Genomic DNA, 11,644 nt, shown 5'->3' with positions numbered 1-11,644 from the left:
CTTTCCCTGCGAGTGTGGTAAAGATCGGACAGGTCGAAGCTGCAAGAACAACGGCTTAGCCCGTTTGACTTGGTCGAAAGGCAGTATTTGCCCGGCCCAGTTCGTTCTCGCCGGCTATTTGGAGCGCTCGATGCGGGTGATTCTTCTTCTGGCTTGTGCCGCCGTCTTGATTTGGGACTCCTTCGGCGCAGTGGCCGCGCAAGCCCCGCAACCACCCGTCCCGCGCGAGACCACGGTCGAGCGCCAGGTTCAGGCCCTGGCCAACCGGGACACCCAGATCGGCCTCTACCTCAACGTGCTGCCTGACTGCACGTCGGGACCGCTGCCAACCATCCGGCTGGTCAGCCCACCCACCGCCGGGAAGGTCGTGGTGAAGTCAGCGAAGGCCAAGGCCACCAATTACAAGGCCTGCCTGGCGCTCGAGGTGCCCGCCTATGTCGCCTTCTACAAGGCGCCGCCCGAATTCCTCGGCGACGACGCCTTGACCCTCGAGGTCAAGTATCAGGGCGGCCGCACCGAGATTCAGAAGATCACCGTCAAGGTGAGTGGGCCGGGTAACCAGCAAAAGATCTGACGGCCCGCTGCAGGCCCGAGCACCGCCCTATAGCGGCTCGCCGTCGGCCGTTTCCTGCTCGACATCGTGCGAGACCTCGCTCGGCGCGGCGGCCGGCTGGCCAAGCTGTGCCCTGTCCTCCCGGCAATCGCTGATCCGGCGGGCGACCACCCGGTCCATCCGCGGCGCCTGACCGTGGACTTCGTTGACCTCGGTATAGGCCTCGTCGCTCAGCACTGTGATGACGGTGCTGACCGGCCCCATGTAGTCGCACCGGTTAGAGAAGACGTACCTGTTGCTGATCTTCTCCGGCCTTGAAGAATGGCAATTTCCGATCGATGGCGATGAAAACGTCGCCTTCATCGCCTGCGTCGGGTCGACGCAGCGCGTCATTTCGCGCTCGAGCAGCTTTTGCCGGACGTTCGAGGGCGAGACCATTTCCAGCGTCCGCGTGAATCGCCACATCCCCTTTCGGAAGGTCGGCCCGCTGAAGCTCTCCTCAGCCGCCGCGCCGCGGGAAGCGAGCAAGGACACGGCAAGGGCGGCCACGACGCCAAGCGTGCATGCGAAGACCTTCGACTGCCCGAAGCCCTCACGCGAAGTCATTCGTTGAATCCTTATCGGCTGCACGATGCGCATCGCGTGACTTCACTTGAAGCACGCCCCACCTCACTTCATTCCAGAACACTTCACGTTAAGGTCGAGTAAACACTCGCCCTTTTGGCTGGAGTTCTCCGCAGTCAAGACTCGACCCGGCGTGAAGCACGATCAAGGCCGGCTGCGGAAAACCCTCTCCGGAAAAATACGGTCCGGCCCCGGAGCCCGTCGCGAACCGGGCCCAAGCCCCAGCCTCCGAGGAGCCTGATGCTGGCAAGCTGCCTTGGCTGATCAAGGGCTATTGCTGCAAACGCGCCGCAGCGGATTTCGCGGTGTTGGCAACGCCGCCATCGTCGCAGTCGCCGATCCGCGTCGCGACCACCGTGTCGGTCCTGGGATGCTCGCCGGTGCTGACCTCGTTCAGCTCGGTATAGGCCTCGTCGCTGCGCACCGTGATCACGGTGCTGACCGCGCCCATGTAATCGCACCGGTGCCCGAAGGTGTACTGATTGCCGACCTTTTCAGGCTTGTCCGAGACGCAGCTTCCGACCGGTTCTGGTGAGAAGGTAGCCTTCATGGCGAAGGTCGGGTCGACGCAGCGCGTCGTTTCCGCGTTGACCACTCGGTACTTGAAATTCTTGTTCGCGCTTTTGACGACGTCGAGCGTCCGGATGAAGCGCCATAAGCCCTTGCGAAAGCTCGGGCCGGAGAACGATTGATCGCCTTGAGCGGGCTGAGCCGCCGCTGCCCGGCCGTTCACCGGTTGAGGAGATGGCGTCTGCGCGTGAGCCGCAGGGACGATCGTCAAGGTCAGTAGCGAACCTGCAATGGCACCACGGAAGTTCATTCCCACCCCCGATGTTCGCCCCGAAACCCGTTCGCGATGCGATCCGGCCAGGCGCTTGAAGCAGTCGCTGCGAAGCGACTCAATTACCCCTCACCACTTGCAGGCCAATTGTGGCCAGTAAAGGCACGTTGTCGCAGCCGGACAGTCTTCGACTTAATTCCGTTCCACTGCAGCAAACTTGCAACACTTAACGCTCAATCCCCAAGGTGATTGACCCAATCCGCCGTGCTGCACCGGGTGGAGCGGTTTGACCTTGGAGGTTTTTTTTGCTCATTTAGCGCGAGATATTTTGCTCAATTACTTAGCCTATCGCTGGACGAGGGGGCACTGATGCGTATTCGGATTTGCTACATGGTCGCGGGCATGTTGGCCTTGGGCGCAACGCTATCAGGCGCTTCCCGGCCGGCGGCGGCCGCGGACCTCGGCCTGATTACGAAAGCACCGGCCGGCACCTGCACCGAGATCGTCTTCACCTGCGAGAATGGCCATCAGTATCCGCTGTGCCCGCGCGCCGTGTCGGTCGAGGGCGAAGTGGTCACCGCCTCGCTGCTGACCGGTCATTCCGGCGGCGTGCATGTGCGGCTGGTGCCGATGGGAGTCGGATATCGCTATGCCGGTCACGGCATCTGGCTGGACGGCTTCCGCGAAAACGCGCTCCTCAACTTCGGCAAGCACCACCAGGTGGCCTGCGCCATCGCGCACTGATCAAAGCCTGATCCGGAAAACCGAGAAGCGGCCTTCCCTCGCGACAAGCGCTCCGCGCTTGCGCGGAGTTCGTGCCCAAACAAGACGGTCAAGCGCGATAGCGATTCGGCCCGATCTACTGCGCGCTCCGCGCCACACCGACTGGGGTGACACAAAGCACATCATGAAGCCGGCCGCTCCTCACCCCTTGGTGCGGAGCACGACGCGCGACGATCGCGAGAACATATACGCCTTCGGATAGACGTAGACCGGGCAGTGGTCCTGCCACTGATATTGCTGCCAATTCCACTTCCAGCAGCCCGATTCGATCTGAGGTTCCTGCACGTAGTCCAGCCGGTACGGCGGATCCCCAAACGGATAGTCGCCGCATCGCGCCGCCGTCGATGACAGAACGACGATTGAAGCAGCCGCGGCAATGATCACAGAAAATGACTTGTTCATAACGCCCCTCGATCGAATGACGTGACGACTCGAGAGTGCCAAATCCGGCGGTCCTTATCAAGGTGCCGGCCGCCCGCACCGCGACGCCAACCGGCCGTCTACACGGCGCGGTTTTGCGTTGGCGAGCGGCCACCGCCGTCGGCGACCAGCACCGCACCGGTCACGAAGGACGCCTCGTCGGAAGCGAGGAACAGGCAGCATGCCGCGATCTCGGCGGGCTCGGCCATCCGTCCCAAAGCGATCCGTCGCTCGACGCCGCGAAATTCGGTCTCGGCGGTGGTGCCATTCCGGTCCGCGAGCAGCTGCATTTCATAGGCGCTCATCGGCGTCCGCACCCAGCCGGGCGCCACGGCATTGGCGCGAACGCCGTCGGCGCCGTGGGCATAGGCCAGCGAACGCGTATAGGCGACGACGGCCGCCTTGCTGGCGGCGTAGCTTGTGCTGTCCGGGCTGGCATTGAATGCGGCAACCGAGGCGATGTTCACGATCGCGCCGCCGCGCTGCCGGAGCAGCGGCAGGGATGCCCGGCAGACGCGCATGGTCCCGGTGAGGTTGACATCAAGCGTCCTGACCCAGACCTGGTCGGAGACGCTGGCAGGCTGATCCGGCACGATCAAGCCGGCGGCGTTGACGACGATGTCGAGCCAGGCGCCGCAGGCGGCGACGGCATTGGCAATGTCGTCCGGACGCGTGACGTCGCCATGGACCGCCTGCCCTCCGCACTCCGCCGCGGCGGCCTGAAGCTCGGCGTCGCCGAGCCCGAACAGCACGACGCGCGCGCCGCTCAATGCCAGCAGTAAAGCCGTGGCCCGGCCGATCCCTGTGGCTGCGCCGGTCACCAGCGCGGTCTTTCCGTCCAGCCGCGGCATCAGAGCATGATCCGGAAAAGTGGAAACCGGTCTTCCGAAAGGATCATGCTCATCTAGAGCCCCCACTGCCGTTCGACGGCAAATCCGGTCTCCGGCAGCGTCGAGCCGCCGTCGACGACGATGGTCTGCCCGGTGACATATTTGGCCTCAGTGGAGGCGAGATAGAGCATCGCGCAGGCGATGTCGTCCGCGCTCCCCATATGCCCCATCGGGATGAAGCGCTCGAGCTTCGCCTTGTTCTCCGGCGCGCTCATGGTGCCCCGGCCGGGCTTCTCGATGAAGCCGGCTTCGACGCCATTAACCGTGATGCCGTCGCGCGCGAGCTCGAAGGCGGCGCCGCGGATAAACGCGTTGACGCCGGCCTTTGCCGCCGAGTAATGCGCGCCGCCGCCCATCGCGACGCGCGCCGAGACCGAGGATGTCACCAGAATGCGTCCGAAGCTGACGGCGCGCATATGCGGAATCGCAGCCTGTGCGAGCCAGATGCTGGCGTTCAGATTGAGCGTCAGCGTCTCGTCAAGCTTGGCTTCGTCGAGCTCGTCAAGCGATGCCCACGGACAACCACCGGCATTGTGCACGACGATATCGAGCCGGCCGAACTTGGCGGTGACATCGTCAATCATCGTACGCAAGCCGCTGCGATCGAGCCGGTCGAACGGAACGCAATGCGCGGCCCGTCCATCGTCTGCGAGCTCGCGCGCCAGCGCCGCGGCCACATCGAGCGTCCGGTTGGCGATCACCACGGTCGCACCCGCCTGCGCAAGACGCCTGACAATGGCCGCACCGATCCCGCGGCCGCCGCCGGTGACGATGGCGACCCGGCCGTCGAGATTGAACGGAAGCGCCTGCATCAGATTGCTCCCGCGCCGCGCAGCAGATCGATGAACCGCGCGAACACCGCCGTGTGCTTGTCCACGTCCCGCTCCGACGTCGCCGGACACATCAGCAGCATGGTGTGGAACGGCGTCACCAGAATGCCCTCGTTCATGTAGAACGCATGCAGCAAGGTCTCGATATCGGGTTGCCGGCCGGCAATGACGTCGGCGCCGCTGCGTGGCGGCCTTGGCATGAACATGATCTCGGCACGCGCGCCGATCTGGGTGACGTGCCAGGGCAGCCCGGCCGCCTCGATCAGCCGGCGCGCCTCCTGCGCGAGCCAGGTCGCGATTCCGATCATCCGTTCGTAATTCGCTGAGGTCAGGACCCTCTCCAGCACCGCGCGCATGGTCGCGACCGTCAGCGCGTTGCCGGCGAGCGTACCGCCGAATCCAAGATGCGCCGACTGCCGCTCGCGCGGATTGACATGGGGGACGAGTTTCCAGAGCCGCTCGGCAATCTCCTCGCTCAGACCGAACACGCCGGCGGGGATGCCGCCCGCGATCGCCTTGCCGGCGACGAAGATGTCGGGCTCGAGCCCGTGGCCCTCCGTGTAGCCGCCCGGTCCGCACGACAGCGTATGGGTCTCGTCGATGATGAGCACGGTGCCGGCGCGGCGGGTCAGATCGCGCAAGGCCTGGTGGAAACCAGGGTCGACCGGGATCATGCCGAAATTCGTCATCAGCGGCTCGGTCAGCACGCAGGCGACATCGCCCTGCGCCAGCGCCGCCTCCAGCGCCGCGACGTCGTTGAACTCGACCACCCGGCTCACGGCATCATGATCGATGCCGTTGGGATGGATCATGTTACGCAGGCCGACGCGGCCGTCGCGTATCTCGACATGGGCCTCCTCGACACCGCCATGATAGCAGCCGGAGAACACCAGCACCTTGCGGCGGCCGGTGATCATGCGCGAGATGCGGATCGCGGCGCGGTTGCCGTCGGTCGCTGACGTCGTCAGGGTCCAGTACTTCGGGCCGAAGCGGCGCGACAGCTCGGCGCCGACCCAGATACTGTCCTCCGTCGGCAGCATCATGGTCGCGCCGCGCTTGAGCTGGGCCAGCGCGGCTTCCGTCACTGCCTCGGGCGCGTGGCCGCACATGCCGCCAGTGTCGCCGAGGCAGAAGTCGATGTAGTCGCGGCCGTCGATGTCCCTGATATGCGCGCCCTGCGCCTCCTCGGCATAGATCGGAAAACCGCCGGCCCAGCGCCGCATCCAGTGCGACGGGCCGCCATAGAGGTAGTGCTGCCGGCCTTGCTGCCAGGCCGCTGCCGATCGCGGATGCAGTGCCCGAAAGCGTTCCTGCTCGGCATCGAGCAAACGGTTCAGAACGCCTGCGCGCTCAGTAGTTGCTGATGTCATAGCGCGATCCAGGCGGTCTTGAGGTCGGTATAGGCGTCCAGCGCGTGGAGCGACTTGTCGCGTCCAAAGCCGGATTGCTTGAAGCCGCCGAGCGGCACCGTAATATCAGCGCCGCCATAGGCGTTGACGTGCACGACGCCGGCCTTGATGGCGCGCACCATGCGATGTGCCGTCGACAGGCTTCCGGTCCACACCGCCGACGCAAGTCCATAGGGCGTCGCGTTGGCGAGCGCCGTGGCCTCATCCTCGCCGTCGAACCGCGTGACCGCCAGTACCGGGCCGAACACCTCCTCGCGCCAGACCTCCATCGACGGCGCCACCTCGGTGAGGATCGCGGGCGCCATGAAGTTGCCGCCGCTCTCGACGTGGATCTGCTCGCCGCCGACCAGCCGCTTCGCACCCTGCGCTTCCGCGCGGACAAGCGCGTCCAGGTTCTTGCGCAACTGCACCTGGCTCGAGATCGCGCCGATATCCGACGTCAAATCGAGGGGATCGCCGACCCTGAGCTTTGCGGTGGCGTCGAGCAGCTCATCCATGAAGCGATCATAGATCGCGGACTGCACCAGCAGCCGCGAGCCCGCCACGCAGACCTGGCCCGAATTCCTGAAGATGCCGTTCGCAGAGACCTTGGCCGCATGCTTGATGTCCGGCACATCGGCGAAGACGATGTTGGGCGACTTGCCGCCAAGCTCGAGATGAATCCGCTTCAGGTTCGACCGCGCCGAGCATTCCAAGAGCCGCCGGCCGACCGCGCCCGAGCCGGTGAAGGCCAGCACATCGACATCCATATGCAGCGCGAGCGCCTCGCCGGCCGATGCGCCGCGGCCGGTGACGACGTTGAGCACGCCGTCCGGCAGGCCTGCCTCGGTCGCAAGCTCGGCGAGCCGCAGCAGGGTCAGCGATGCCAGCTCCGGCGGCTTGACCACGACCGAGTTTCCGGCGGCGAGTGCGGGACCGATCTTCCACGCCCCGATCATCAGCGGAAAATTCCAAGGCACGATGACGCCGACGACACCGAGCGGCTCGCGATGCACGAGCCCGAGCACGTCACCCGAGGTCGGCGCGATCTCGCCATACACCTTGTCGATCGCCTCGGCGTAGTACCTGACGGTGCCGGCCGCCGACAGCGGTTCGGCCTTGTAGGCCAAGCCGATCTCGGTGCCGTTGTCGCGCACACCGAGCACCGCGATCTCGAGCGCGTGCTGCTCGATCAGATCGGCGAACCGCAACAGCACTTTCTTGCGCTGCGCCGGTGCCGCGCGCGACCAGCTTCCCTGCTCGAAGGCCTGTCGTGCCCGCTTCACCGCAAGGTCGACATCGGCCGCATCGCCGTCTGCAATCGTCGTCAGCACCTTGCCGTCGATCGGCGACACCACATCGAGCCGTGCCTCGCCGATCGCCTGCGCCGGTCGGCCGCCGATGAAGAGCTGCTGGGCCGGAATTGCGGCCGAGCGTAACAGATCGATCTGGGCTTGCTGCATGCGCGATCATCATGACGGTGACAAAAGCGGCTCCCGACCGAGGACCGCTGGCATGGTGCAATCCTCGCCAAATCAAGGCCTTGGCAGCAATCAACCGATAGGTGGATGTCGCCGCGGCCAGCGCCCTCATAGCGTGATCGCACGATGGCCGAACGCCCTGCCCGCTGGGTGCAAACCAACTCGTCCACATCCCTCACGCCGCCGGCGAGCCGAAGGTCATGCCCGAGATCACGCAGCCCCGCATTCTTCTGATCGGCACTGGAGACACCAAGGCCGACGAACTGCTGTTCATGAGCGAGTGCATCGCGCGCGCCGGCGGCAGCACGATCATGATGGACATCAGCGTGCTCGGCGATCCGCCGTATCAACCCGCACATGACAAGCACGCGGTGGCATCCGCTGCGCAGACCACGATCGCGGCGATTGCATCCAGCGGTGACGAGAATTCCGCGATGTCGCTGATGGCGATCGGCGCTGCCAATCTGGCACGCGAGCTTGCGGCGCGCGATGCCATCGACGGCGTGATCGCGATCGGCGGCACAATGGGCACCGACCTCGCGCTCGACGTCGCACAGGCGCTGCCGCTCGGCTTACCGAAGCTGATCGTCTCGACCGTCGCCTTCTCGCATCTGATCCCGCCCGAACGCGTCGCCGCCGATCTGATGATGATCCTATGGGCCGGCGGCCTCTATGGCCTCAACGGCACCTGCGCCGCCGTGCTGTCGCAAGCCTGCGGCGCCATCGTCGGCGCGGCGAAGAGCGCGATCAAGCCGAGCCGGGACCGGCCGGTCGTTGCGATCACATCGCTCGGCAAGAGCTGCCTGCGCTACATGGTCGAGCTCAAGCCGCAGCTCGAGCAGCGCGGCTATGAAGTGGTCGTCTTCCACACCACAGGCATGGGTGGCCGTGCCATGGAGTCGATCGCCGCCCAGGGCGGCTTTGCCGCGGTGCTGGACCTCAGCCTGCAGGAGGTCGCCAATCAGCTCACCGGCTCGGTGGTCAATTCAGGCGCCGACCGGCTCGAGAATGCGGGCAGAGCCGGCATTCCGCAAATCGTCGCCCCCGGGGCTGTCGACATGGTCGACTTCCCGGCCTGGCTTGGGATTCCGAACGAGCTCTCGGATCGGCCGTTCCACGCGCACAACCGGCTGCTCGCGTCGGCGACTTCGGGAGCCGCCGATCGCCGCCGGATCGCCCACGCGATTGCGGAGAAGCTCGCCGGCGCCAGCGCGCCCGTCGCCTTTGTGCTGCCCGCCGGCGGCATCCAGCAATGGGACCGCGAAGGCGAAGCCCTGCACGACCCCGACGCCCTCGCCGCCTTTGTCGACGCGATGCGGTCGGCGGTCCAGCCGCCGGTCGAACTGCACGAGATCAAGGACCACATCAACAGCGCGGCGTTCAACGAAACGGTGCTCGGTATCTTCGACCGGTGGGTCGCGGCCGGCATTGTCCGCTCCGGCCGCGCGACGGCTGCCGCATGACGCGACCGCACGCCCAGGCGCTGGTGCTCGACTTCGGCGGTGTCATCTCGAAGACCCTTTTCGAGACCCATGATCTGACCGAGCGCGCGCTCGGACTCGCGCCGTGCACGCTGAAATGGCTCGGACCATTTGCCCCCGACAGCGATCCGCCCTGGGCTGCCATGCAGCGCGGCGAGATTTCGGAACGCGATTACTGGCTGACCCGCAGCCGCGAGGTCGGGCGCATGGTCGGCGAGGACTGGTGCGACATGGAAACCTTCGTGAAACGGGCGCGCGGTGCCGATCCCGACACTGTGATCCGCCCCGAGGCGGTGCGCGCGATCGCCCTCGCCGCCGACGCCGGTTTCCGGCTCGCGATCCTCTCGAACGAGCTCGACCTGTTCTACGGTGCGGAGTTCCGCACCCGCCTCTCCATCCTCAAGCGCTTCGACACCATCGTCGACGCGACCCATACCGGGATCCTGAAACCCGATCCGCGCGCCTATCAAAGCGTGCTGGACGAATTGGCGCTGGAAGCAGAAGATTGCGTCTTCGTCGACGACCAGCGCCGCAACATCACGGGCGCCGCCGCGTACAACATGCGCACGGTGCTGTTTGACGTACGCAGCCCAGCCGCGTCCTACAGCGAGGCCCTTCGGCACTTCGGGCTGCAATTCGACTAAAGCGTTTTCGAGCGAAGTGGGTACCGGTTCGCGTGAAGAAAACGCGTCAAAACTGGAATCTGGAGCCCCGTTCCGATTCCATCGAAACGGAAAAGACTCCAGCCGGACAGAGAGCGATCATGCGCGACAGAAACTTCCTGGTTGAGAACAACGCCAAGCCGATCTGGCATCCGATGGCCCATCCCGCCGAGATGCGGGCGCAGCCGCCGCGGATTGTGATGAAGGGCGAAGGCGTCCACGTCACCGACATTGACGGCAACACCGTGATCGATGCGGTCGGCGGCCTGTGGAACGTCAACCTCGGCTACAGCTGCGATCCGATCAAGAAGGCGATCGCGGACCAGCTCAGCGCGCTGCCGTACTATTCAGGATTCCGCGGCACCTCGAGCGGCCCCTCGATCGAGCTCGCCTACGAGCTCACCGAATGGTTCAAGCCGGAAGGCATGGTTCGCGCCTTCTTCACGTCAGGCGGATCGGACTCGGTCGAGACCGCGCTGCGGCTCGCGCGGCAATACTGGAAGATCAAGGGCCAGGCCGACCGCACCAAGTTCCTGGCGCTGAAGAAGGGCTATCACGGCACCCATTTCGGCGGCGCCTCCGTCAACGGCAACGCCAATTTCCGCCGCAACTATGAGCCGATGCTGCCGGGCGTATTCCATATCCCGGCGCCGTCGACCTATCGCAATCCCTTCAACGAGACCGATCCTGCCAGGCTCGCGCAGCTTTGCGCGGCGGCGATGGAGGAAGAGATCGCGTTCCAGGGCGGCGACACCATCGCGGCCTTCATCATGGAGCCGGTGTTAGGGGCCGGCGGCGTGATCGTGCCGCCGGACAGCTTCATGAAGCTGGCGCGCGAGATCTGCGACCGGCACGGCATCCTGATGATCGCCGACGAGGTCGTCACCGGGTTCGGGCGCACCGGCGCGTGGTCGGGTTCGCGTCTGTGGGGCGTCAAGCCTGACATGATGACGATGGCCAAGGCGATCACCTCGGGCTATTTCCCGCTCGGCGCGACGCTGATCGGCGAGCAGGTCGCGGAAACCTTCGAGACTGACACCACCACGTTCGGCTCGATCGGCCATGGCTACACGTATTCAGGCCATCCGGTCGGCTGCGCCGCGGGCCTTGCCGCACTCGCCGAGACCCGCCGCCTCAAGCTCGACGAGAATGCCGCCGCACGCGGCAAGGACCTCGCGCAGGCGCTGGCCGCGCTCAAGGCGAAGCATCCGCTGGTCGGCGACGTCAGGGGCAAGGGCCTGATGGCCGCGCTCGAGCTCGTCGCCGATCGCGTCAGCAAGAAGCCCGCCGACAAGAAGACGATGGCGAAGGTGGCAGATAGCGCCTACGAGGCCGGCGTGATGCTGCGCGTCTCCGGCAACAACCTCATTCTGTCCCCGCCCCTGATCCTCACCTCATTGGATGTGAAGGCGATCGCCGAAGGGATCGACGCCGGCCTCTCAGCGGCCGGCTGACAGCGCACTGACACACGCCATAGCGCGCTCGAACAGCGCGCCGTCCGCCTTGTCGCTATCGAGGCAATCGGCGAGCGATGCCGCCGACATTCTCTGGTCGGTGCAGAAGATCCGCATGAAGTCGGCCGCGAGCGCGACCTTGCGCGGCGCGGATTGGCGTTCCCAGTCACTGCTGCTCAAATAGAGCAAGGACGCATCGTCAGCGCTGTTTTCGGCCGTCGCGCCCCACGCGACCGGCTGCGCCGCCAACAACGCCAGCAGCGCGCCGGCCACCGCTCCCGTGCGATGCACGCGGCC

Annotated in this window: 13 protein-coding genes; 5 read left to right on the top strand and 8 right to left on the bottom strand. The window is 65.6% G+C overall.

Going from position 1 to position 11,644, the window contains the following annotated elements:
• The first annotated feature begins 130 nt into the window (after positions 1-130).
• Positions 131-574, top strand: a complete 444-nt coding sequence (locus HU230_RS07445; RefSeq protein ID WP_224924351.1) for a hypothetical protein — start codon at positions 131-133, stop codon at positions 572-574.
• A gap of 27 nt (positions 575-601) precedes the next feature.
• Here HU230_RS07445 and HU230_RS07440 read toward each other — a convergent pair whose 3' ends face one another.
• Positions 602-1,192 (bottom strand): DUF3617 domain-containing protein, encoded by a 591-nt coding sequence (locus tag HU230_RS07440; RefSeq protein ID WP_224924350.1) that lies wholly within the window; start codon positions 1,190-1,192, stop codon positions 602-604.
• A gap of 256 nt (positions 1,193-1,448) precedes the next feature.
• On the bottom strand, positions 1,449-1,997 hold the full coding sequence (locus HU230_RS07435; protein ID WP_176532247.1) for a DUF3617 family protein: 549 nt from the start codon (positions 1,995-1,997) through the stop codon (positions 1,449-1,451).
• Between the two features lie 330 nt (positions 1,998-2,327).
• On the opposite strand from HU230_RS07435, the gene HU230_RS07430 reads away from it, so the two are divergent.
• Entirely contained in the window at positions 2,328-2,702 is a 375-nt protein-coding gene (locus HU230_RS07430; protein WP_176532248.1) for a hypothetical protein, read from the top strand.
• A 180-nt stretch (positions 2,703-2,882) separates the two neighbouring features.
• On the opposite strand, the gene HU230_RS07425 is transcribed toward HU230_RS07430, so the two are convergent.
• The 5 genes from HU230_RS07425 to HU230_RS07405 all read right to left on the bottom strand — a co-directional run bounded on the left by HU230_RS07425 (position 2,883) and on the right by HU230_RS07405 (position 7,732).
• Entirely contained in the window at positions 2,883-3,143 is a 261-nt protein-coding gene (locus tag HU230_RS07425) for a hypothetical protein (RefSeq protein WP_176532249.1), read from the bottom strand.
• 98 nt (positions 3,144-3,241) lie between these two features.
• The gene (locus tag HU230_RS07420) at positions 3,242-4,012 is read right to left on the bottom strand and encodes an SDR family NAD(P)-dependent oxidoreductase (RefSeq protein ID WP_176532250.1); all 771 of its coding nucleotides are present in this window, start codon (positions 4,010-4,012) and stop codon (positions 3,242-3,244) included.
• 53 nt (positions 4,013-4,065) lie between these two features.
• Positions 4,066-4,863, bottom strand: a complete 798-nt coding sequence (locus HU230_RS07415; RefSeq protein ID WP_176532251.1) for an SDR family oxidoreductase — start codon at positions 4,861-4,863, stop codon at positions 4,066-4,068.
• Positions 4,863-6,251, bottom strand: a complete 1,389-nt coding sequence (locus tag HU230_RS07410; RefSeq protein ID WP_176532252.1) for a transaminase — start codon at positions 6,249-6,251, stop codon at positions 4,863-4,865. The genes HU230_RS07415 and HU230_RS07410 overlap by 1 nt, the downstream gene beginning before the upstream one ends.
• Entirely contained in the window at positions 6,248-7,732 is a 1,485-nt protein-coding gene (locus HU230_RS07405) for an aldehyde dehydrogenase (RefSeq protein WP_176532253.1), read from the bottom strand. The genes HU230_RS07410 and HU230_RS07405 overlap by 4 nt, the downstream gene beginning before the upstream one ends.
• 218 nt (positions 7,733-7,950) lie before the next feature.
• Here HU230_RS07405 and HU230_RS07400 point away from each other — a divergent pair, with 218 nt between their 5' ends.
• The 3 genes from HU230_RS07400 to HU230_RS07390 all read left to right on the top strand — a co-directional run bounded on the left by HU230_RS07400 (position 7,951) and on the right by HU230_RS07390 (position 11,347).
• The gene (locus HU230_RS07400) at positions 7,951-9,213 is read left to right on the top strand and encodes a Tm-1-like ATP-binding domain-containing protein (RefSeq protein ID WP_176532254.1); all 1,263 of its coding nucleotides are present in this window, start codon (positions 7,951-7,953) and stop codon (positions 9,211-9,213) included.
• The gene (locus HU230_RS07395; RefSeq protein ID WP_176532255.1) at positions 9,210-9,875 is read left to right on the top strand and encodes an HAD family hydrolase; all 666 of its coding nucleotides are present in this window, start codon (positions 9,210-9,212) and stop codon (positions 9,873-9,875) included. The genes HU230_RS07400 and HU230_RS07395 overlap by 4 nt, the downstream gene beginning before the upstream one ends.
• A 119-nt stretch (positions 9,876-9,994) precedes the next feature.
• Entirely contained in the window at positions 9,995-11,347 is a 1,353-nt protein-coding gene (locus HU230_RS07390) for an aminotransferase class III-fold pyridoxal phosphate-dependent enzyme (protein ID WP_176532256.1), read from the top strand.
• On the opposite strand, the gene HU230_RS07385 is transcribed toward HU230_RS07390, so the two are convergent.
• Positions 11,333-11,620, bottom strand: a complete 288-nt coding sequence (locus HU230_RS07385; protein WP_176532257.1) for a hypothetical protein — start codon at positions 11,618-11,620, stop codon at positions 11,333-11,335. The genes HU230_RS07390 and HU230_RS07385 overlap by 15 nt on opposite strands.
• Positions 11,621-11,644: the final 24 nt, after the last annotated feature.

It is taken from the genome of Bradyrhizobium quebecense, assembly GCF_013373795.3.
Lineage (GTDB): Bacteria > Pseudomonadota > Alphaproteobacteria > Rhizobiales > Xanthobacteraceae > Bradyrhizobium > Bradyrhizobium quebecense.
Note: the sequence above shows the minus strand (reverse complement) of the source record. Positions and strands in the feature narration are given on the sequence as shown.

Bases quoted from the DNA above. Each gene is read 5' to 3' on its own strand.
- HU230_RS07415 (WP_176532251.1), bottom strand. From the start codon at position 4,863: ATGCAGGCGCTTCCGTTCAATCTCGACGGCCGGGTCGCCATCGTCACC.
- HU230_RS07425 (WP_176532249.1), bottom strand. From the start codon at position 3,143: ATGAACAAGTCATTTTCTGTGATCATTGCCGCGGCTGCTTCAATCGTC.
- HU230_RS07440 (WP_224924350.1), bottom strand. From the start codon at position 1,192: ATGCGCATCGTGCAGCCGATAAGGATTCAACGAATGACTTCGCGTGAG.
- HU230_RS07400 (WP_176532254.1), top strand. From the start codon at position 7,951: ATGCCCGAGATCACGCAGCCCCGCATTCTTCTGATCGGCACTGGAGAC.
- HU230_RS07445 (WP_224924351.1), top strand. From the start codon at position 131: ATGCGGGTGATTCTTCTTCTGGCTTGTGCCGCCGTCTTGATTTGGGAC.
- HU230_RS07410 (WP_176532252.1), bottom strand. From the start codon at position 6,251: ATGACATCAGCAACTACTGAGCGCGCAGGCGTTCTGAACCGTTTGCTC.
- HU230_RS07395 (WP_176532255.1), top strand. From the start codon at position 9,210: ATGACGCGACCGCACGCCCAGGCGCTGGTGCTCGACTTCGGCGGTGTC.
- HU230_RS07390 (WP_176532256.1), top strand. From the start codon at position 9,995: ATGCGCGACAGAAACTTCCTGGTTGAGAACAACGCCAAGCCGATCTGG.
- HU230_RS07430 (WP_176532248.1), top strand. From the start codon at position 2,328: ATGCGTATTCGGATTTGCTACATGGTCGCGGGCATGTTGGCCTTGGGC.
- HU230_RS07435 (WP_176532247.1), bottom strand. From the start codon at position 1,997: ATGAACTTCCGTGGTGCCATTGCAGGTTCGCTACTGACCTTGACGATC.
- HU230_RS07420 (WP_176532250.1), bottom strand. From the start codon at position 4,012: ATGCCGCGGCTGGACGGAAAGACCGCGCTGGTGACCGGCGCAGCCACA.
- HU230_RS07405 (WP_176532253.1), bottom strand. From the start codon at position 7,732: ATGCAGCAAGCCCAGATCGATCTGTTACGCTCGGCCGCAATTCCGGCC.